The following is an 18,289-nucleotide window of genomic DNA, read 5'->3' on the forward strand; positions in this document are numbered from 1 at the left end:
CACTGGGTCCTAAAACAATCTCGGCAATGGCAGGGAAAGGCTGCAACGAAGCGATGCAATCACCGAAGCGCCAAGATCACCTCACCCACTGAACACCCGTGCGCAGGTCTGAGCGGGTGGAGGTGATTCTGCAGCGCCTCCACAAGCAGTACCCGGAAACACCGATCCCCCTGGATCACAGTGATCCGTTCACCCTGCTGATCGCTGTTCTGCTGAGTGCCCAATGCACCGACAAGAAGGTGAATGAGGTGACGCCGGCGCTGTTTGCAGCTGGGCCAACACCCGCCGCCATGGCAGAACTCGAGGAGGAGCAGATCCTGGCGTTCATCCGGCAGCTCGGGCTGGCCAAAACCAAGGCCAGAAACGTGCGCCGCCTTGCCCAGATTCTGGTGACGGCCTACGACGGCGATGTTCCCCAGAGCTTTGAAGAGCTCGAAGCCTTACCCGGCGTGGGCCACAAGACAGCCAGCGTGGTGATGGCCCAGGCCTTCGGCGTGCCCGCCTTCCCGGTCGACACCCACATCCACCGGCTGGCCCAACGCTGGGGATTAAGCGACGGCAGCAGTGTGGCGCGAACGGAACAGGACCTCAAGCGCCTGTTCCCCAAGGAGCACTGGAACCGCCTGCACCTGCAAATCATCTTCTGGGGCCGTGAGTTCTGCACAGCACGGGGCTGCGACGGAACCGTCTGCCCCATGTGCCGTGAGCTTTATCCGAAACGCCGCCGCCCTGTGATCACCCGCAAGCCCTGATCAAGACAGCAGCTCTTCAGCGTTGGCCTTGATCACGCAATCAGCGGTGGGGTAGCTCACACAAAGGAGGGCAAACCCCTGGACGATCTGATCATCATCGAGAAAGCTCTGATCGGTCTGATCCACTGAGCCACTCACCAAACGGCCCGCGCAGGTGGAACAGGCGCCTGCCCGGCAGGAATAGGGCAGATCAACTCCGGCCTCCTCGGCTGCATCGAGGATGTATGTGTCATCAGGGCACGAAAAGCTGGCACCACCCTCGATGCTGATGTTGAAAGAGGCCATGACGCGGAAGATCCTGAACGGTTGGTAGCTGGATCAGCCCATCGGCGCCAAAGCAGCTGAATCCGCACCCTGCTCCCATGAATGTTTGGGGGAGGCGCAGGCGAGGGAACCTGCGCTCGTTCAACTCCCCGAAGCGTTGGCAGTGATGCTCGCGCCTCCGGAATCATCACGCGGATGAGAACAGTTCTTACTAAGCAGTAATGCCTAAAAACGTGCGGATCGATACCCGCCAAAGCGCCATCGTCTTGGACAGTGCATCACGAAAGCAGTGGTGCTTTCCATGCGTCACGGAGGGGGCGGACTGAGGGGCCTGCTCTTTTTTTTGGCCTGGACCTGATCCAGAAGACCACTTGACCAGCCAAACCCACCATTGCTAGTACTGATGTACTTGCAGCATGGTCATGGGAGAGGGCTGGCTGATCGACAGCGACGACCGCTGGATCTGGCGATTCCATCGCGATCAGAAGGGATGGATCCATGAGCCAAAGGTCTTCATCGACAGAGGCCGGCGCCTGCCTGACGGCCCTCCCCTGCTGAAGGAACGCCGACACCTGCGAAAGGCCGAAGCAGAACAACTCTGGGCGTCCTTACAGACCCAGGGCTGGAAACGCCTTGCATCTCCGGCCTGGGGCGACGCGGTTGAACTTTGAGACAGGTCGCGGAGGCCAACCGCGAGGCTGTCCATCAGCAATCCCAGCAAACGCATCGGATGGCATGTTGGATCTGTGAGGAAAAACGCCTCACAGGGTGGAAACAAGGACACACTCCTGCGAGCCGTTTTGGAACCCCTGCCTTTGGCGGGGGTTTCTTTTTGTCTGCCAGGGAGCCCATGGAATCGGTCATCAACGAAATCGAGTTCAACTTCGAGCAGACCGTCAGCATTCGAACTGACGTGAAGCTGAGCAAGGACGACGTGAAGCAGATCGTCTCAGAAGCTCCCGCAGAAACCCTTGAGGAGATCGTTTACCAAAGCCTGGTGACCGATGAGCTGTATCTGAGGGCGAGGGCCAAGGAGATCGCCGCCAAACTCAAACAAGACGATCTTGAAGTGAACAGAATCGAGTATTGGGACGACGAAGGAAACAAGGCCTGAACCTGTCGCCCCTGGGCAGGCACTGTCGGAAGCCTCTGATGAACGACAGAACTGCTGGCGGAACAGGACCTGCTTGAGCCATGGTGCAAGCAGGTGCCTTTGAAGGCTGTTGCGCACTCAACGTCAGCTTCGCCAGCAGGTGCTGGCTCAGTCCCCGGCAGGCAAGCCACGATCCTTGATGGATTTTCGCTGGGCGCTATCAGAACCTTCAGGCCCTAACCCTGCGTCAGCCAAGCAAAGAGCAGCGATTGTTTCGACGCAACAAGTAGCACCGGATCGATGGATGGCGAAAATCTCGCGCCTGCTGTCTCGCCCTAAAAAGAAGATCTCTCGCCCTAAAAAACAGACTCGCTGATGGAATCAGCCAGGGCAAACCATCAGCCAATCAGCCTCCAGACGCACAGGCCTACGCAGAAACAAACCACTGAGACTGATCAACGCTTAAGCAGCTATCCAATTCTGCTGAGAATCGGCTCGAGATCGAAGTTGTAGCCCCGAACAACAAGATCTGCGCGACGCTTCAAAGGGTGAATGAAGCGACGCTCACCCGGGAGCATTTCGCGCAGCATCTGGCGAATCACATAGGAAGCTGGCCTCTGCCTGTCGCGAACATCACGCCAGAGACGCTTGATCAACCTCTGAAGCAGTGGGGTTTCGACGTACACAACCAGCGAGATGGGCACAGCCTTCAACAGGTGCTGTGGCCCGTAGGAGCCTTCCACCAGAACCAGGTCATAGGGCTGCTGCAACAACCTGGAGCTGACCCTGCGGCTGCGCATGTCGTAGCTGCGCAGCGCGTTCAACTGGCGGTAGCGAACAGCGCTGAGCTGCAACCTCAGCTGATCCGCATCAATGGCATCCACCGTGTCGAAGCCATAGCGCGAGCTGGGCGACCAACCACAGCGGTAGTAGTCGTCGCAGGCGATCAGCAGGGGATGACGCCCTCTGGCACGCAGCTGTTCGGACAGACGGGCGGCAAGGGTTGTCTTGCCGGCCGCAGACGGCCCGCAGATGCACACCAGAGGAACTGCCCCAGACAAGCGCCGCCTTCATCCAGAACCATGCTGACAACGCCACCCCAAAAAAAGCAGAAAAAACAGTAGCCGTTGATACCAAATGGGACTAGGGTGTACTCACGTTGAGCCTCACCAACAGGCCGCAGTCAGATCCACGCCAGGCAACGGGGGCGTGGGCACCGCGCAAGAGAGAGATGAACACCCTTCAACTGATCAAGGCACGGACTGTGCGCAATCAAGCCATCGAATCGGCCAGAACCCAGATGGCTCGGGCCTACCGCCACCAGGGCCACACCGACCGGGTGCACACCCCGGTGGGGAGCAAAACCAAGGTGCTGCGCTATCGCGGCGTTGCCTACGAACAAATCGACCCACAACAGCACCCAAGCGGTGGGCGGGAACTGCGTTACCGCGGCGTCAGTTACGACGTGTACTGAAGCCAACGTTGTATCCATGACTGAAGCGGGGACAACCCCGCTTTTTTCATGGCCATTGAGGGTGACAAAGCAGCAGTGGCGGACAGTGGTGATCTCCGTGGCGGCCGTGGCCTTCAGCGCCACAGCAGGCCTGGAGCCTCCGCTGCGCAACCTGATCACATTCGCCAGGGCGGGGGCGAGTTTCAGCGCCAAGCAGCTCTGCAGCAGCGTGCTGATGGCTGGAATGGATCCAGAGCAGGTGATCAACGAAGACCTGGCCGCCGGCCAGGGGATGATCCACACCCGGATCAAACCAAACGCTGGACGCGTTGAGGCCAACGCCCTGTTCGGGCTGATTCGTGCTGAAGCGATTCAGAACGGCGAACGGGGCTGCACCTGGCAGATCAATGGGCATCCAAAACCCCGGCTGCCCAAGCCAAACCAGCCTGACTCCGCGACGCCCCATCCCATTGGCTCTGCCTGGCCCCTGAGTGACACAGCCGCCGCAGGACCGCCGGAGATCGATGAGCAGGCACTGAAGGACGCTCTCGATCGCGCCTTTGAAGAGAACGAGCCGCTCACACCCAAACGCACCCGCGCCGTTGTGGTGGTGCAGAACGGCTGGGTGATCGCCGAGCGCTACGCCCAAGGCATCCAGCCCGACATGCCACTGATTGGCTGGTCGATGAGCAAAAGCATCACCCATGCCCTGATCGGACGGGCCATCCAGGAAGGTCTTCTGGATCCAGGCAAGCCACCGAAGGTGCCCGAATGGAGTGATCCGCAGGATCCACACCAAAGGATCAGCCTGGATCAGCTGCAGCGCATGAACAGCGGACTGGCGTTCGAGGAATCGACGGGAACACTGAACTCGGACCTGGTGCGGATGCTGACCCAGGAAGCCGACATGGCCGGGTTCGCCGCCAGCCACCCCCTCAGCAAAAAACCGGGAAAAAAGTGGAGCTATTCATCCGGAACCACCAACATCCTCAGCCGGATCCTCAGACATGCCATCGATGACGATCAGCGCTACTGGCGCTTTCCCAAGCAGGCATTGTTCGGGCCTCTCGGGATGGCAACTGCCGTTCTCGAAAACGACAACAGTGGAACCTTGGTGGGCTCATCCCTGGTGTGGGCCAGCGGCCGCGATTGGGCCCGGTTTGGCCAGTTGTACTTGAATCAGGTCCGCTGGGATGGCAAGCAACTTCTGCCCTCAACCTGGGTTCGGCAGGCACAGACGGCGTCGAGGGGATCAAAACAGGCCTATGGCGCGCACTGGTGGCTCAGCCGCCGCAAATCAAGACCGGATCTGCCCTATGACAGCTTTTCAGCTGAGGGCTATCAGGGACAACTTCTTCTGGTGGCTCCATCCCAGCGCGCGGTGATCGTGCAACTGGGACAGACACCCAAAAAGCCGGGATTTGATGCCAATGCTTTCGGGGCTGATGTTCTCTCAGCCCTTCGATAAGGCAAACGGCAGGGCTCAGTTCTTGTCGCCGCCCTTGGGAACGAACGCCTGGGATGCTGCAACGAGAAGTCCGGTGATCAACAGGGCCGGAAGAATGACAGTCGGACCGCCTGGAGCTGTCTGGGAGGCGAACAACAGCATGGTCTGGCAATAAAAACCACTGCTCACCCTGGCAGAACAGGGAGCAAACAGCGACTCCTGCAAATGTTTGTCGCAGAGACCAAGGCTCAGCAGATCACGACGGGAAAGAGAAAAAGCTCCCCCTGCACGGCATCACAGGCTCGAACAGTGGCGGTGGGCCTGGCACGTGGCTTCGCCACCGCCGAGGCTCCCGCCGGAAACGCCTTGCGGGGTCGAATCAAGGAATGACGCATCCACTCGTCAGCGCGGAAAGTGGCGTAAGGAGAACTCGCAGCCATGGGTTTCGGAGCAGTACATCTGTTTTAGTTCGCATGTACTACAGCGTCAACCCAGGGGCTCTCCGCAACAATCACGGGAACCACCGCCCATCCGCAGGTGACGCAACAGGACGATGCCATCGGCAGCCGCTTGAGCCGGATCGAAGCTCGGCTGGCCAGGATTGAAGAGCTTCTGGTCAGCACGGGACCTGGTGAAGGTCGGAACCCATCAGCAACGCAGGAACAGTGCTACGAGGCATGGATCCACTATCTGAACAACACCCCTGAGGCCGTCGAGGCTCACCTCACCGCCCACGAGATGGCCGCCCTAAAAGCCTCCATCAACGCCCAAGTTCCAAGCGATTCGTAAAGTTATACACAGCTTTTCCACAGGGCCAAAACAGCTGATCCTGGCGAGCACAGTGGTTTTGGCCATCGGCGTGGAAAACAAGCTTCAGATGCTCGGCAGTCCCCGGCAGATCCTGCCGCTCAATGTGAAGAATGCTGTGCTGACCATTGTTTTCAAGCAATAAATGCATCAGTGATTTCGAACACGCCTCAAGTGGCAACGAAGCGGTCCCTGCTGTGAACGAAGCAAGCAATCCTCAGGAGAAGCTTCAGGGCACCGATCCGCCAGAGGAGTCGGTTGAAAAACTGTGGAAAAACAAAAGATTCTGTTGTGATCACTGCAGACAGCCGGGAGACGTGCACTTCCGGGTGATGACCGCCCGACTCGCCGACTGGATCCTGGTGTGCGAAACCTGCTGGCCAAACTTTCGCGAACAAGCTGGTTATCGCTATGGAGGAACCCGCAAGGCCAACCGTCGCAAGCGAAAACGGCGGTAGCTGGAGGAAGGCTCAGATCAGTTCACATTGATGGCGGATCACCGTGCCGCGGCGTTCCCAAAATTCCGGCGCTGATTGATCAACGACCCGCCACCACCAACGACCGTCGGTGTAACTGGGGGCACCTGCATTGTTGGTGCGCGGTAGTTGCAACTCCACATCGCGCCAGCGCAGCAGCACTCCGTCCCCCGGCAGGGTTCCCTCCAACGTGTTGGGAATGCCTTCCGCCAGGCCGGTGGGATCAACGGCTCCCCGCGTGCTCTCAACACTGAGCCGATCCCCATCGCAGATCCAATCGGCCCATGACGGCTGGGGAGCCAGCAGCAGACCGAGCATCAACAACGCCAGGGCCAGGCCCTTCGCGACAGAATTCAGCAATGCTGTTGACCCTCATTTACGACGGCGGATGCCCATTCTGTCGAGAGTTCGCCCTCCGCAGTGAGCTCCAGGCGGGTGTTCCCAACCTGCGCATTGTTGACGGACGCGCCGATCACACTATCCGTCGCGAGCTCAATGCCCTCGGCCTGCCTCTGCGCAATGGCGCCGTGCTGATCGAAGGAGAGCAGACGTGGCATGGCAGCGAAGCCATTGCGGAACTCAGCCGGCGCATGAACCCCAGCGATCCCCTGCTGGGACTGCTGGCCAAGCTGTTCAGTGACAACCAACGTTCAGCACTGGCTTATCCAGCCCTGTTGGCTGCCCGGCGCCTGGCTCTCGCCACCCGCGGGCTGAGCGTTGACCCGGATCAGGCTCGATCACGCTGACGCAATGAGCCAAAACACGGGTGGTCGTAACCGATACCCCTGAACTACGGTCGAAACACGCCTAAAGATTTTCTTAAGCATCGATCCTGATCCCTTTGTTCCTGACGCGCTGAGCCATCAGCAACTCAACGCCTTGCTGAAAGCGGCGATGGACACATCCGCCGTTCCTGAAGGACGGCTCAGCGATGACGAATTGCTCCGCGCAGCACTGAGTGCATGGGCCGACCAAACCCAGGAGTTGCTGCGCTGGATCGAAGGGCAGGGCGATGCAGTGAGCGACACGCGATCGCCCAAGCAGGTGATGGCGCTGGGAAGTTTTCGCACCCATCTGGTGATGGGCCTCAAGGCACTTCGTTATTCCGAAGGCTGAGCCCGCTGCTCTTCCCGACGGGCATCACAACACTCCTCGAGAACGGAAAGAAACTGTTCCGGCTCCGGTTGATCGTCAAGATCGAAGCGGGTGGCTGTGGTCACCGTGAAGTTGATCCAGGTTTCCACTTCAGGGCCGCCGGATGCCATTACAAGGTCGTAGCAGGCCTGAAAATCTGAATCCGGTGCAAGATCACGCGCCGCATTGATGACGTCATACAGCTGATCCATGCCCTCGGCTTGGGCATCAGCAAAGACGGCACGAATGCGATCCAGCATCAGCATGCACGCTCAAGCTCAACAACAGAAAGCTCGGCTGTGACGTTGGAGGCTTCGTCTGCAAGCTCAAGAAGTTCTGCGTTGAGCTCCAGCAACATCAAGGCCAAGGAGGACGCAAATTCGATGCAGAACGATTCGTCTTTCACAGCGCCGCCGCGTTGAATGTGCAGGGTCTAATCAACGCAGCAAGTTGAACGTGGATTCCGCAATCCTGCTTTACAACAACAACGAAAAATGAGAAATCGATGCGCAATCTGTATCGAAAAATCAAATCAGCCGCGAACGTTGAACAGCTTCGCTATGCCGGGTTGGCCCCTCAGGCCGCAACAGGTTCCAGCATGGAGCTGACGCTGGGCTGGAATCCGATTTCACGCAACCGGGCGTTGCTGACACGGGCATTGAAGATGCGTGCGCCGGGGCGATCGTGGTTGTCCCAAATCACAGGGGGCAATCCGAAGTCATCACACAAGGCGTTGGAAAGCTGACGCCGGGTGAACTGGAGATCATCCACAAGGTTGTAGATGCCTTGGAGGCGCCGGCCGAAGGCGAAATCAACACCGCGAATGATGTCGTGAAGATGAACCCAGGCATTGATGTGGTTGCCGTTCTTGCGAACCGGCTGCCCAGCAGCACTGCGGATGTACGACGGGATGTCCTTGCCAGGACCGTAAATACCACCCAGCCGCAGCACACAGGCCTGGGTTGAAGCGTCGTTCAAGGAAAGAACAGAGGCCTCGGCGCTGGCCAGAAGAGCGTTGGCGTTGTTGGAACAATCCGGAGGGGTCAGCTCATTGCAGATCGCGCCGGCCTGATCGCCATACACCCCTGCACTGCTCAGGTAGTTCACATGCAGCGGTCGGTGTCCCTGGCGCTGACGCAGCGCCTCAACAAGGGCCGGTACCGCCTGGCCGTAAACCTTCTCGTACTGATCTTCTTCAAAGGTGGCGGTGGTGGGCGCCATCGCAATCAGAACCCCATCGAGCCGATCCAGGAAACTGGCATCCGCCATCGGATCGCCAGCGCTGTAGAGGCGGGGGTGGTCGACCAGATCGCAGAGTTCAGCCAACCGTCCGGGGCTGGTGGTGGTGCCGACAACCTCATGGCCCTGGCGCCTGAGATGGGTGGCGACAGCGGATCCCACATATCCACAACCCACAATCCCGTAACTGCCCACCATGCGCGGTCAAACACCTTTTACAGAATTTAACGAACGAGCTTTAGGCCTGCCGTGACAATGGAGACATGATCTCGATGATCCTCAACCTGCTCTGGGTTGTTCTCGGCGGACTTCCGATGGCTCTGGCCTGGTGGCTGGCCGCGTTGATCTGCGCCATCACCATCGTTGGCCTGCCATGGGCACGGTCGTGCTGGGTGGTCGGTTGTTTTTCGCTCTGGCCCTTCGGCTCCGAAGCGGTGAGCCGTCGCCAGTTGAGAGGACGAGGTGATCTGGGGACGGGCCCGCTGGGTGCGCTCGGCAACGTGATTTGGTTCCTTGTGGCCGGCTGGTGGCTGGCCCTGGGTCACCTCAGCAGTGCCCTGGCCTGTTTTGTCACGATCATCGGCATTCCATTCGGAATTCAGCACATCAAGCTGGCTTTGATTGCCCTGGCCCCCGTCGGCATGACGGTGGTGAAATCACGCAACTGATCCGGCAGAGCTGATCAGACCAGCACCTGATCAGAACAGCCACTGAATCAACCAAACCATCGCCAAACCAAGCACGCCGGCCAACAGCAATCCGCCCACCAGAAAGGTGATGGCGGCGGCCAGCCCGATCCTGGCCATGGTGTCTGGATAGAGAAGAAACAGAGTCAGCCCCAGGGCCACAGGCCACAACGGCGGAATCAACAGGCAGACCCCGGCGAGGATCATCAGCTTGCGATCACGCTGTTGCTTGGACTCCACCCGAAGGGCTTCGGCATCAGCTTCACGATCAAGCGCAGCCTGCTCATCGTCACTGAGCCAACGGCCACGGGCCTTGGCACGATCGAGCTCGTCCTCGAGCCGTTCAGCGGGGTTGCCCTTGCTCATCGGCTCACCATAAGAAGCAAGGGATCAACCCAAAAACAAAGACCGACCATCACAATCGATCTGATATAGGTAATTTTATCTAGGTATTTACCCGCCGCAATAATTTCATTGCCCAAAAAAGAAAAACGGCATAGTGTCGCTCTGCGAATTGAGAAAGACGTGCTGAATACCAACCTGGAGTCACCGAATCCTTCCCAAGCTTGCGTCACTGAATCACAAGTGAATGCCTATTTTGAATGCCTAACCCTCTGCAATCTCGATGATGGCAGCTGTTACGAGCAATGCATTCTCGTGCATCTGAAAAACGAGGTTGATGCATGAAAAGCCTAAGCGATCAAACACAAATGGGCTTGGCATCCATTGCCTCAACCGTTGCTGTTGCTCTTCTCGTGATCGGTTTTATGGGCATGGCCCAGCACATCAATGCCAGCCCACTCTGAAGCAGCTGCTCACTTCTGACGTTTGAAGGTGTAGCAACCACCGTGGTAGCCCGTGAAGGGTTGGGCGTAGGTCACCAATTCCCACCCCTGCTCTCCCAATTCATTCATCAAGCCCACCAGGGTGACGTCACGCTGCGGATGACTTCTGGAGATCAGCTGGCGATCATCCAGCCAGAGCTCCTCGATTTCCCCGGTCCACGACTTCCCCCGGGGCACGAAGCGCAACTGGGTGTACTCCCAACGCATCACCAAGCATCAGCTGAACGACGCACCATCTTCACCGCAGACGGCACCAACCGGGGGCGACAATTCAAGAACCCGCTGTTCTGTGATGCGTCGCCTGCTCGCCCAGCTCGTTCTGCTCATCGGCCTGCTCACGCTCACACCGAGCTGGTGCGGAGCCCTGGAGGTGAGCCTGCAACGCATTGATGCCAACGGCATTGGCGAATCGATCGGCAGCGTCACCGCGCAAGACACCGACCAGGGCCTGGTGATTTACCCCGATCTGGCGGGGCTGAGCCCTGGTGAACACGGCTTCCATCTCCACAACACGGGAAGCTGTGACGTGGGCCTAAGCGCCGAAGGCACACCTGTTGCCGGCTTGGCTGCCGGAGGTCACTGGGACCCTGACGAAACGGGGCAACACCTCGGCCCCTTCGGAAACGGTCACCGGGGCGATCTCAGCAGGCTGGTGGTGGATGACGACGGCAAGACCAACACCAGCGTGGTGGCGCCTCGGCTCAGCACCGCTGACCTGAAGGGGAAAGCCCTGATTGTTCATGCAGGCGGCGACACCTACAGGGACGAGCCCCCCCTCGGTGGAGGTGGAGCACGGGTTGCCTGTGGTGTGGTGCCTGACGAGCGCTGACTCAGCCGTTCACCAGGCGGGCATGGAGGCGACAGACCCTGATGGCCTGAGCGGGTGGCTCCTGACAGAGGGCACCGAGTTCCCTGTTCAGCTGTTGGAACAGGGATAGATCCGCTCCGGGAATTGAGGGAAACACCAGGAACAAACCTGAGGCGATCAAACCGATCACAACATCGCTCCAACTCTCAAGAAAACCCTAAGCATGCGTCGATTCGGGGTCGTGTTCGTCCCTGCAGACCACGACCATCAGCGCCTCGATGTGCAACATCAGGCCAGCGCGCCAGGCAGCATCTTCGTCACAGGCCTCGATGGTTTCCACCACGATCGAGCCTCCACGCTCAATGATCAGGTCATAGGCGGGTGGCATCGGAGCGTTGCATTGCCTCCCCATTCAGCAGGTATGGCACGTCCGGCACATCCCCCAGTTGAGGGAGTTCAACGGCAGGAGAACATGATCAAACGTTTGAGCTCTCACAACGTTGTTCAAATCACCCCTGTTTCGGCGCGTCGGGATCTACCTCGTGCTCAGCACCGCTGCTGTGACCGTCGTCAATCAGCTCGAGATTGAACAACAAAGTGCCTATCAGATCTACATCCCGATGTTCATTGGGATCTACATCGTTTCGCGTTGGCTCGACAGTCGGTTCAACCAGGCCTCACAACAGCAGGCCTCTCAACAGCCACATCCCAACGCAACGCACGACAAAACCTCACCATCCACAACCGACCGTGGTTTTGGACAGTGAGGTGAAGCGAAGCTGTTGTGAAGCTCAGCGGCGGGGTTCGGCCTTGCGAACGGAGATGGCGCGACCCATCCACTCAACGTTCTGCAGGTCGTCGATTGCCGACTGCTCATCGGCTTCGCTGCTGAGGTCAACAAAAGCGAAACCACGCTTGCGGCCCGTCTCCCGGTCGAGGGGCAAGGAGCACTTGCTCACTTCGCCGTACTGACCGAACAGATGAATGAGATCCTCCCGCTCAGCGTCCCAGGAGAGATTTCCGATAAAGATCGTCAAAAAAAGAATTGATCAAGACTGCTTACCTTCGCACACAGCGGCCTGATGCCGAGCCTTCAGAAGGGATGGCTCATCAATGGGATCAAGGACTACCAAACAATTCCGTTCAAACCTGAATTCGATAGAAAGCCTTTGCTTCGAGCCCAACGAAGCCGCAACGGAACCAGGCTTGATTCAGTTGAGGCATGGAAATGGGTGGACTCAGCGGTACCAAATCGGACGATTTCATCAACGCAGCCAAAGCCCGCGGCGAAGCTGCCCTGCAAGACAAACAACCCAAATTGACCAAGCTGGAAAACGCATTCCGGCATGCCGCAATCCGGCGGCGGGCTGAAGATGCCCGCAAAAGGGGACACCACACCTAATTCAAATCCCTGCCTTTCCAGGTCCAACCGCGTCCCGTGCGGGTGCGCCAGATCGAGACAGGGCCAATCGCACCCACCAGCAACCCACCGGCTCCCATCAGCCACCAGTAGCTGAGGGGCACATCAAAGTTGCTGCGCGTCCACAGCCGCAGCAGCAGCTGTTGAAGGATGGCCAAGCTCGCCAGCGCCAACACCCACCACCAAGCCGAAGCCAGCAGGGGTTGGAGCCAGAGCAGCAGCAGCGATGCCGGCAGCAACAGCCAGGGCACGGTGAACATCAACACCACCACCAAAGCGGCGCCAAGGGCTTTGACGGGGTCCCGATCCAAGCCCAGAAACCAGTTCTTGGTCCAGCCCTCCCAGAGCGCCGCGAGGTCGCGGTACATCCGCAGATCAACCGCATCAAGCCCCAGGAGATAACGCAGCCGATGGCCTCCTCCCTTGATGGCACGGGCGAGGGCCAGATCTTCCACCACCTCGCCAGCCAGGGCCCGGTGCCCACCAATCTGCGCATAGGTGGAGGCCTTGAACAACATGAACGGCCCCGCCGCAAACGCCACCGGCGATGCCGGGTCGTTGGTTTCGAGGATGGGAAAGCCGAGGCCCAGGAGGCTGGCCATGATCGGCTGCACCATCCATTCCGCCAGGCATCCGCAACTCAACCGCGGCGCCAGGCTCAGCAGATCGGCCTGCTCGTCAAGGGCCTGAGCCAGAGCCCGTTTCAGGGCATCGGGCTTGAGCCGAACATCGGCATCGATGAACAACAGCCAATCGCTGGAGACCTGGTCAACGGCCCTGCTGCAGGCCCAGTTCTTGCCCACCCAGCGTTCGTTGACGGGCCTAGGGCCGGCTTGGATCAGTCGGAAGTGGGGCGCTGCAGAGCCAGCCCGGAGAGCGTTGTCCACCGTTGCATCGCTGGACTCGTCATCCACCACCAGCAGCGACCAGTCCCGGCAGGGGGGCTGATTGGCCAGAACGCTGGCGACACAGGCCTCGATGTTGTGGGCCTCGTTGAAGGCGGGGATCACCACGGTCAGCGACGTGTCCGGAGCAGCAACGTCCTGGCCCGGCTTCAAGCGCGGTGCCACAGAAAACACCCGTTGCAGCCCCAACTGAAGGATCAGCAATCCCGCTGCAGCTGAACCAGCCGCAGCAAGAAACAGCAGGGGCTCAAGCAGGGCAAGCGTCAAGGCCGGGCCATGGTGTGTTGGGCAGCCGTCTTAGCTGACGGATGCTGCAGCTTCCACCATCGGCCACATCGCAGCAAATTCGGCATCGGACACCACAGCAGTGACCTCGAACTGAATGCCGAAGTCCTTGATCCAGGGTCCGAGATGCGCCCACACCTTGCCGATGTCACTGGCCACGGCAATGGCGACACCACTACCACTGATGGGTTCGCAGACGCGGTATTTGAGAGCAAAGCCGTCGAAAGCATCTCCCGGTGCTCCCGAGTTGATGTAGTCAGCAAAGCCCGGGCATGACTCCCACGCCCCCTCAACGGTCGGGAACGTCCAAACGATCAAGTAGTGCTGCACGGTGAAGGGAGGCATCCACTTGCTGCCTAGCCACGAACGACCGTTCAGGCTGAATTGCAACTGAATTCAGCAGTCATTCCGCAGACGCCTCAGGCGGTGCTGGCACGGAGCTACAGCTGAATTAAGACCCAGCGCAACCATGACTCTCCACGTCGCCAATGAGATGGATGAAGTGGAAGTGGCCGTCTGGTGGGACCTGTCGCGCATCGTTCGGCACTTCGAACGCCAGGGGCTGGAGCGCCGGGCGGTGAAAGCTGCCGTGATGAATGCAGCGCTGCGCCTGATGAAGGACGAAGGCGAGGAACCCTCAACATTGTGATTGCTGCGTAAAAACCATTTCCTCCGGTGAACTCACCCTTCCAAGAGCAGCATTGCGGTGGGGATAGCGGCCAAAGCGCTGCAGCTGGAGGAGATGGCGGCGGGCCACATCGGCGGTGGCAGCGTCCGCGAAGTGCTCGAGCAAAGGGATGGCCTGGGCCACCACGCTGATGTCTTCGCTGTGCAAAAGAGGCATCAGCCAGAACTGCCGCCGCGGTCGTTGAGATTCCGCTGCGATCCATCCCCGCTCCAGCGCTGCCAGGCTCAGCTTCAGAGCCTGAGGATCTCCGGCAAAAGCCTTGGCCTCACCACGCCAGATCTGACGGGTGAACTGATCCAGCAGCAGCACGAGGGCCAGACCACTGCTGGGCTCAGAGCTCCAGTGATCCAGCTCTCCAGCGAGGGCACGCTCAACGGCCTCGCCGAATCGCTCTCGCACCAGGGCATCGAAGCTGTCGCGGCGACGAAACCACTGCCAGGGACGGCACTGTTGGAACCAGAACTCCAGAACGTCGTCGGCGCTCAAGACGAACAGCTGTAGTGGGACACCCCACCGGCGCTGAAAAACTCCCGCGGTTTCAAGCGGTCGTAGCGGACCGCCAAATCGGCGGAAGGGGTGTCGTAGGGCGTGCTGAACAGCTGCTGCAGTTCAGCCATCAAGGAGGTGTCACCTTCAGCGGCCTGCTGGTAAGCCGGAGCGATCAGCCATTCGCGCCAGGTGATCGCCGGATTGACGCGCCGCATGCCAGCAGAGATCAGAGCCGGATCAACGCCACTGGGCCACTGGGCACGCCAACGCAGCAACCAGTTGTTCCATTGGGATTCGAGGGGTGCCGACAAGGGCAGATAGAAACAGCCCCGCAGCGGATCGATCTGCTCGGGCAGATCCGACAAGCGGCGGAACAGCATCGAATAATCGGCGCTGGACTCCACGAGGAGCTTCAAGAGCTCCTGGACCAGGGCGTCGTCGGCACTGAGCACGCCGAGTTTGCTGCTCCACATCCTTTGCATGGCCTCCTGCATGGCAGCGGGGAAATACTCCAGCAACTGATCCAGTTGGGCCTGGGCCTCCGCCTGGCCCTCCATCAGCGTGCGCAGGGATTTCCAGAACATGCGGTAGTTGGCCTCCGCGGCCACCGGCTGGTTGAAGAAGCAGAAGTGGGCGCCGCCACCGGTCCAGGGCTGAAAGCGCGGATCGAACAGCTCGCAGAAGCCAAATGGGCCGTAGTCGAGGGTGAAGCCACCGGCGGCGCAGTTGTCGCTGTTGAAGTTGCCCTGGCAATAGCCCACACGGATCCAGTTGGCCACAAGGGTCGTGAGGCGATCACGGAACAAGCTCGCCAACAGCACAACCTGGTCGCTGAAGGGCAGGCCGGGATCGATCTCCTGGCGGTAATTGCGTTCGATCAAGTGCACCACGATCTGGTGCAATTCCTGATGCGCCCGGGGATGGGCCTCACTGCGGGCACGGCGGGCGAACAACTCCAGCTGACCCACCCGCAGAAATGAGGGCGCCACCCGGGTGCTGATGGCCGCCGGGTTATCGACCATCACGTCCGGATCCATCGAGCGTGAGTTCTCGGAATACCAGGGGCGACGCACCGTCTCGGCATGGGAGACGTAGAGCGTCAACGACCGGGAGGTGGGCACACCGAGGGCATGCATGAAGTCCTGCGCCAGAAATTCACGGACGCTGGAGCGCAGCACGGCGCGACCATCAGCACCACGGCAGTAAGGGGTGGGACCACCACCTTTGAGCTGCATCTCCCAGCGGCGCCCTTCAAACAAGCCCTCGAACACCGACATGGCTCGGCCATCGCCGTAGCCGTTGCCATTGCCGAAGGGGCACTGCTGGGTGTATTCGGTGCCGTAGATCGAGAGGGCGTAGCCGGTGGCCCAGCCCCAGGGCCGCATCGGACCGGTGGCCACACCGAGATCACCGGAAAACATGCGGCGGAACTGATCGTCCTGGGCCAGGTCGTCGCTGAGACCCAGCTCGCTGAACAGGCTGCGGCTGTGCGCCAGGTATTGGGGCTCGGGGATCGGGGTGGGCGTCACCGGCACGTAGTGGCCCGAGAGCACCTGGCGGGGACGGTGGTCCTCCCCATCCGCTGTGGACTCCGGGTCAGGCGTGAGGGCTTCCAGCAGGGAGTAGTCGGCCCGTTCGGCGAACTCAGCAAACGTGGCGGTGCTCATCGGACCCTGACGCTGAACCCATCATCGCCAGAGCTGCGGCCGGGTGTTTTGACCGATGGCCAATGCCGAGCCGAGGCCTTACACCGAGGGAAGCATCCAAGGACAACCGTGGGCAAAGCCAGGAAACTTCGCTCCGACAACCGGCAGGAGGAGCTGATCACCAGCCTGATCGGGCTGACCGCCATTTTTGTGGCCACGGCCATCTGGTGGAGCGTGGCTCCCCAGTGGCTCACCAGCAGCTGGCAGACCTTTCAGTAATCAGGCATGGACGCCTCAGCCCGCAGCCTGCACCAGGGCTCCAGCAGGGTGGGGCGGCCGCAATGGGGGCAATCCTGCCCCCGCTTCTCCACCTGCACGAAGGGGATCCAACGGGAGTTGGCCTGCCCCTCATAGCCGCAGTGCTTGCAGTGAATCCGGTATTCAGCCATGGCTCAGAGGGCGGGCATTTCCTGACGTTGCACGGCCTCATGGGCCTGGCGCAGGCCATGCACCATGAAGCAATAGGCCGGATTGCACACCAGATATTTGCCGTCACCGATGGCGTCGATGGTGGACCCACGCGAGGTGGCAAAAATGCGGCTTTTGAACTCCATCTCATCTCCTTGGCTGACCTCACTGTTGTGGGGACATGGAGGAGCGGCAACCCGTGTAAACGCGCATTGTGCGCAGGGCTGACTCAGTCGACGGGTTCGCAGTGATCGCCATCGCACTGCAGGCCGCATTGGGGTTGCTTGGCGCCGTACTGCCAGGGACGACGCATGGCCCAGTACTCATCCACCAAGCCGAGCAGGTAGGTGCCGATGCGCCGGAGCAGGGAAGCCTGTTTCATGCCTTCAAGCTGGCAACGGCGCCGCAAGCCTGCAACCGAATGCGACCAAATCAAGGTGGCGAAACACAGCCGAGGTGGGTTAGGCCCGATGCAGTGCTGCTGAGCTTGAGCGCCGGCCCATGACCACCACGCAACATTCGAACCAGCTGCTGGAAGAGCTGGTAGCCGAAGAGATCGGCTTCCAGATCGATCAGATCGCTGAAGACCTGCAGCGGGAAGGCTGGCCGATTGCCATGGTGAAGCGGTTCATGCATGTGGCCGTGGAGCGCCTGCCGGAATGAGGCGACAGGCCAACTAGGTGCAACGACTCATCTGCGCAGAGCTGTTGCGCTTTTAACAACAGGGATCGCGACCATTCGTTGACAGTTGGCCAACGCTTACGCCATTCCTGATGAATGACGTCACTGCTTTTGCGGCCGTCGGCCTCACCGCGGTGTCGTGGGACGACACCCTCAGCCGGGCTGGGGCCAGGGCATTCCGGCATGCCCTCGACTACCGCGAGCCCTACTGCCGGATGAGTGAAAACGAGGTGGTGCTGCTGATGGATGCGGTGCTGGCCATGCGCCTTGAGAAGGGCACCAAGGCGCTGATGCTTGAGGCTGCCAAGGCGCTCACGGTCGATCAAGCGCTCACGGCCTACGCCATGGCTTCAGAACTGATGCGCTCGGATGGGCCCTATTCCGCCGAAGAGCGGCGACGGCTGGATCTGCTGGCCTTGATGCTCTCGATCTCGCAGGTGGAGGCCGAACGCATCGATTCAGTTTTTGAGTTGCTGCACGCCCCCCTGGTGCCAGCCCTTCTGGTCAATGGCGCGCCTTAGGCCGCACGCTTGTCATCACCGAACCAGATGCCCCGGCGGCTGTCGGGCAGACGGACCACGGCGCGCTCATAGCGCTGGCGGCAGCTGCGGGCACGGAGATGCTCTTCTGCCTCTTGAAGCAGCCGTTGCAGCCTGACGTCGTCCATGGCATTGCCTAGATGCCCACCCATTCAGGCCACGAT

The 18,289-nt window shown here is 60.0% G+C and carries 36 protein-coding genes; 15 read left to right on the top strand and 21 right to left on the bottom strand.

From position 1 onward, the window contains the following. The first annotated feature begins 98 nt into the window (after window positions 1–98). Window positions 99–752 carry an endonuclease III gene (gene nth / locus DXY03_RS03745; protein ID WP_115009153.1) on the top strand — a complete coding sequence of 218 codons (654 nt, stop codon included), beginning with the start codon at window positions 99–101 and terminating at the stop codon, window positions 750–752. Here the strand turns inward: nth and DXY03_RS03750 are convergent, their stop codons facing one another. Beyond that, window positions 753–1,037, bottom strand: a complete 285-nt coding sequence (locus tag DXY03_RS03750) for a 2Fe-2S iron-sulfur cluster-binding protein (protein WP_115009154.1) — start codon at window positions 1,035–1,037, stop codon at window positions 753–755. 401 nt (window positions 1,038–1,438) lie between these two features. Between DXY03_RS03750 and DXY03_RS03755 the strand changes: the two genes are divergently transcribed. Next, window positions 1,439–1,687, top strand: coding sequence for a DUF1651 domain-containing protein (locus DXY03_RS03755; protein ID WP_114989376.1), 249 nt, complete (start codon window positions 1,439–1,441; stop codon window positions 1,685–1,687). A gap of 179 nt (window positions 1,688–1,866) precedes the next feature. Beyond that, window positions 1,867–2,130: a hypothetical protein gene (locus DXY03_RS03760; RefSeq protein WP_115009286.1), complete on the top strand. Its 264-nt coding sequence runs from the start codon at window positions 1,867–1,869 to the stop codon at window positions 2,128–2,130. Between the two features lie 449 nt (window positions 2,131–2,579). Here DXY03_RS03760 and DXY03_RS03765 read toward each other — a convergent pair whose 3' ends face one another. Then, a complete protein-coding gene (locus tag DXY03_RS03765; protein WP_115009156.1) occupies window positions 2,580–3,170 on the bottom strand; it encodes a nucleoside kinase in 591 nt (196 codons plus the stop codon). A 170-nt stretch (window positions 3,171–3,340) separates the two neighbouring features. On the opposite strand from DXY03_RS03765, the gene DXY03_RS03770 reads away from it, so the two are divergent. Both DXY03_RS03770 and DXY03_RS03775 read left to right on the top strand, forming a co-directional pair. Continuing rightward, the gene (locus tag DXY03_RS03770) at window positions 3,341–3,583 is read left to right on the top strand and encodes a hypothetical protein (protein WP_170951956.1); all 243 of its coding nucleotides are present in this window, start codon (window positions 3,341–3,343) and stop codon (window positions 3,581–3,583) included. A gap of 61 nt (window positions 3,584–3,644) precedes the next feature. Beyond that, window positions 3,645–5,030: a serine hydrolase gene (locus DXY03_RS03775; protein WP_244272247.1), complete on the top strand. Its 1,386-nt coding sequence runs from the start codon at window positions 3,645–3,647 to the stop codon at window positions 5,028–5,030. A 15-nt stretch (window positions 5,031–5,045) separates the two neighbouring features. On the opposite strand, the gene DXY03_RS12725 is transcribed toward DXY03_RS03775, so the two are convergent. After that, window positions 5,046–5,171, bottom strand: a complete 126-nt coding sequence (locus tag DXY03_RS12725; protein WP_256377198.1) for a hypothetical protein — start codon at window positions 5,169–5,171, stop codon at window positions 5,046–5,048. 86 nt (window positions 5,172–5,257) lie between these two features. Further along, entirely contained in the window at window positions 5,258–5,449 is a 192-nt protein-coding gene (locus tag DXY03_RS11810) for a hypothetical protein (RefSeq protein WP_136987628.1), read from the bottom strand. 97 nt (window positions 5,450–5,546) lie between these two features. Here DXY03_RS11810 and DXY03_RS03785 point away from each other — a divergent pair, with 97 nt between their 5' ends. Continuing rightward, on the top strand, window positions 5,547–5,798 hold the full coding sequence (locus tag DXY03_RS03785) for a hypothetical protein (RefSeq protein WP_115009160.1): 252 nt from the start codon (window positions 5,547–5,549) through the stop codon (window positions 5,796–5,798). Between the two features lie 488 nt (window positions 5,799–6,286). Here DXY03_RS03785 and DXY03_RS03795 read toward each other — a convergent pair whose 3' ends face one another. Further along, window positions 6,287–6,652, bottom strand: coding sequence for a hypothetical protein (locus tag DXY03_RS03795; RefSeq protein ID WP_115009162.1), 366 nt, complete (start codon window positions 6,650–6,652; stop codon window positions 6,287–6,289). Here DXY03_RS03795 and DXY03_RS03800 point away from each other — a divergent pair. Then, window positions 6,652–7,038 carry a DCC1-like thiol-disulfide oxidoreductase family protein gene (locus tag DXY03_RS03800; protein WP_115009163.1) on the top strand — a complete coding sequence of 129 codons (387 nt, stop codon included), beginning with the start codon at window positions 6,652–6,654 and terminating at the stop codon, window positions 7,036–7,038. The two genes, DXY03_RS03795 and DXY03_RS03800, sit on opposite strands and share 1 nt — an antisense overlap. 148 nt (window positions 7,039–7,186) lie before the next feature. Then, window positions 7,187–7,408 (top strand): hypothetical protein, encoded by a 222-nt coding sequence (locus DXY03_RS03805; protein WP_244272250.1) that lies wholly within the window; start codon window positions 7,187–7,189, stop codon window positions 7,406–7,408. On the opposite strand, the gene DXY03_RS03810 is transcribed toward DXY03_RS03805, so the two are convergent. Then, a complete protein-coding gene (locus DXY03_RS03810; protein WP_244272252.1) occupies window positions 7,393–7,692 on the bottom strand; it encodes a hypothetical protein in 300 nt (99 codons plus the stop codon). The genes DXY03_RS03805 and DXY03_RS03810 overlap by 16 nt on opposite strands. Window positions 7,693–8,002: 310 nt before the next feature. Continuing rightward, window positions 8,003–8,863, bottom strand: a complete 861-nt coding sequence (locus DXY03_RS03815) for an SDR family oxidoreductase (protein ID WP_115009164.1) — start codon at window positions 8,861–8,863, stop codon at window positions 8,003–8,005. A 65-nt stretch (window positions 8,864–8,928) separates the two neighbouring features. On the opposite strand from DXY03_RS03815, the gene DXY03_RS03820 reads away from it, so the two are divergent. Next, window positions 8,929–9,333, top strand: a complete 405-nt coding sequence (locus DXY03_RS03820; RefSeq protein WP_115009165.1) for a YccF domain-containing protein — start codon at window positions 8,929–8,931, stop codon at window positions 9,331–9,333. A 30-nt stretch (window positions 9,334–9,363) separates the two neighbouring features. Here the strand turns inward: DXY03_RS03820 and DXY03_RS03825 are convergent, their stop codons facing one another. Then, window positions 9,364–9,717, bottom strand: a complete 354-nt coding sequence (locus tag DXY03_RS03825; RefSeq protein ID WP_115009166.1) for a hypothetical protein — start codon at window positions 9,715–9,717, stop codon at window positions 9,364–9,366. Between the two features lie 449 nt (window positions 9,718–10,166). Continuing rightward, entirely contained in the window at window positions 10,167–10,403 is a 237-nt protein-coding gene (locus tag DXY03_RS03830; protein WP_006851383.1) for a hypothetical protein, read from the bottom strand. A gap of 85 nt (window positions 10,404–10,488) precedes the next feature. Here DXY03_RS03830 and sodC point away from each other — a divergent pair, with 85 nt between their 5' ends. After that, window positions 10,489–11,025 (top strand): superoxide dismutase family protein, encoded by a 537-nt coding sequence (gene sodC / locus DXY03_RS03835; RefSeq protein ID WP_115009167.1) that lies wholly within the window; start codon window positions 10,489–10,491, stop codon window positions 11,023–11,025. A 1-nt stretch (window position 11,026) separates the two neighbouring features. Here sodC and DXY03_RS12730 read toward each other — a convergent pair whose 3' ends face one another. Continuing rightward, window positions 11,027–11,161: a hypothetical protein gene (locus tag DXY03_RS12730; protein ID WP_255441730.1), complete on the bottom strand. Its 135-nt coding sequence runs from the start codon at window positions 11,159–11,161 to the stop codon at window positions 11,027–11,029. 60 nt (window positions 11,162–11,221) lie between these two features. Further along, a complete protein-coding gene (locus tag DXY03_RS12120; protein ID WP_170951957.1) occupies window positions 11,222–11,392 on the bottom strand; it encodes a hypothetical protein in 171 nt (56 codons plus the stop codon). Between the two features lie 112 nt (window positions 11,393–11,504). Between DXY03_RS12120 and DXY03_RS03840 the strand changes: the two genes are divergently transcribed. Beyond that, window positions 11,505–11,771, top strand: coding sequence for a hypothetical protein (locus tag DXY03_RS03840; RefSeq protein WP_115009168.1), 267 nt, complete (start codon window positions 11,505–11,507; stop codon window positions 11,769–11,771). A 24-nt stretch (window positions 11,772–11,795) separates the two neighbouring features. Here the strand turns inward: DXY03_RS03840 and DXY03_RS03845 are convergent, their stop codons facing one another. From DXY03_RS03845 to DXY03_RS03860, 4 genes are all read right to left on the bottom strand, one after another. Continuing rightward, entirely contained in the window at window positions 11,796–12,041 is a 246-nt protein-coding gene (locus DXY03_RS03845) for an RNA-binding protein (RefSeq protein ID WP_006850138.1), read from the bottom strand. A gap of 89 nt (window positions 12,042–12,130) precedes the next feature. After that, complete coding sequence (locus tag DXY03_RS12125) at window positions 12,131–12,433, bottom strand: hypothetical protein (RefSeq protein ID WP_170951914.1); 303 nt, start codon at window positions 12,431–12,433, stop codon at window positions 12,131–12,133. Beyond that, entirely contained in the window at window positions 12,403–13,596 is a 1,194-nt protein-coding gene (locus DXY03_RS03855) for a glycosyltransferase family 2 protein (protein ID WP_115009170.1), read from the bottom strand. Before DXY03_RS03855 ends, DXY03_RS12125 begins: the two co-directional genes overlap by 31 nt. 30 nt (window positions 13,597–13,626) lie before the next feature. Beyond that, complete coding sequence (locus DXY03_RS03860) at window positions 13,627–13,944, bottom strand: DUF3303 domain-containing protein (protein WP_025362236.1); 318 nt, start codon at window positions 13,942–13,944, stop codon at window positions 13,627–13,629. A 139-nt stretch (window positions 13,945–14,083) separates the two neighbouring features. Between DXY03_RS03860 and DXY03_RS03865 the strand changes: the two genes are divergently transcribed. Then, window positions 14,084–14,263 carry a hypothetical protein gene (locus DXY03_RS03865; protein WP_006850301.1) on the top strand — a complete coding sequence of 60 codons (180 nt, stop codon included), beginning with the start codon at window positions 14,084–14,086 and terminating at the stop codon, window positions 14,261–14,263. Here the strand turns inward: DXY03_RS03865 and DXY03_RS03870 are convergent. Continuing rightward, window positions 14,252–14,788, bottom strand: coding sequence for a DUF924 family protein (locus tag DXY03_RS03870; RefSeq protein WP_115009171.1), 537 nt, complete (start codon window positions 14,786–14,788; stop codon window positions 14,252–14,254). The two genes, DXY03_RS03865 and DXY03_RS03870, sit on opposite strands and share 12 nt — an antisense overlap. Beyond that, window positions 14,785–16,458 carry a protein adenylyltransferase SelO family protein gene (locus DXY03_RS03875; protein WP_115009172.1) on the bottom strand — a complete coding sequence of 558 codons (1,674 nt, stop codon included), beginning with the start codon at window positions 16,456–16,458 and terminating at the stop codon, window positions 14,785–14,787. The genes DXY03_RS03870 and DXY03_RS03875 overlap by 4 nt, the downstream gene beginning before the upstream one ends. A gap of 108 nt (window positions 16,459–16,566) precedes the next feature. Between DXY03_RS03875 and DXY03_RS12130 the strand changes: the two genes are divergently transcribed. Beyond that, a complete protein-coding gene (locus DXY03_RS12130) occupies window positions 16,567–16,716 on the top strand; it encodes a hypothetical protein (RefSeq protein WP_170950618.1) in 150 nt (49 codons plus the stop codon). Here the strand turns inward: DXY03_RS12130 and DXY03_RS12135 are convergent. From DXY03_RS12135 to DXY03_RS12145, 3 genes are all read right to left on the bottom strand, one after another. Further along, window positions 16,710–16,886: a hypothetical protein gene (locus tag DXY03_RS12135; protein WP_156783051.1), complete on the bottom strand. Its 177-nt coding sequence runs from the start codon at window positions 16,884–16,886 to the stop codon at window positions 16,710–16,712. The two genes, DXY03_RS12130 and DXY03_RS12135, sit on opposite strands and share 7 nt — an antisense overlap. A 3-nt stretch (window positions 16,887–16,889) precedes the next feature. Further along, window positions 16,890–17,051 (bottom strand): hypothetical protein, encoded by a 162-nt coding sequence (locus DXY03_RS12140; RefSeq protein WP_170951958.1) that lies wholly within the window; start codon window positions 17,049–17,051, stop codon window positions 16,890–16,892. A gap of 83 nt (window positions 17,052–17,134) precedes the next feature. Further along, the gene (locus DXY03_RS12145; RefSeq protein ID WP_244272254.1) at window positions 17,135–17,287 is read right to left on the bottom strand and encodes a hypothetical protein; all 153 of its coding nucleotides are present in this window, start codon (window positions 17,285–17,287) and stop codon (window positions 17,135–17,137) included. Between the two features lie 119 nt (window positions 17,288–17,406). On the opposite strand from DXY03_RS12145, the gene DXY03_RS12150 reads away from it, so the two are divergent. Together DXY03_RS12150 and DXY03_RS03885 are read left to right on the top strand one after the other, a co-directional pair. Then, the gene (locus DXY03_RS12150) at window positions 17,407–17,568 is read left to right on the top strand and encodes a hypothetical protein (RefSeq protein WP_170950620.1); all 162 of its coding nucleotides are present in this window, start codon (window positions 17,407–17,409) and stop codon (window positions 17,566–17,568) included. A 110-nt stretch (window positions 17,569–17,678) separates the two neighbouring features. Continuing rightward, a complete protein-coding gene (locus DXY03_RS03885) occupies window positions 17,679–18,107 on the top strand; it encodes a tellurite resistance TerB family protein (protein WP_115009174.1) in 429 nt (142 codons plus the stop codon). On the opposite strand, the gene DXY03_RS12155 is transcribed toward DXY03_RS03885, so the two are convergent. Beyond that, window positions 18,104–18,253 carry a hypothetical protein gene (locus DXY03_RS12155; RefSeq protein ID WP_170951959.1) on the bottom strand — a complete coding sequence of 50 codons (150 nt, stop codon included), beginning with the start codon at window positions 18,251–18,253 and terminating at the stop codon, window positions 18,104–18,106. The two genes, DXY03_RS03885 and DXY03_RS12155, sit on opposite strands and share 4 nt — an antisense overlap. Between the last annotated feature and the right edge of the window lie 36 nt (window positions 18,254–18,289).

The sequence above is a fragment of the Synechococcus sp. N5 genome (assembly GCF_900473925.1).
In the GTDB taxonomy this organism is placed as follows: Bacteria; Cyanobacteriota; Cyanobacteriia; order PCC-6307; family Cyanobiaceae; genus Parasynechococcus.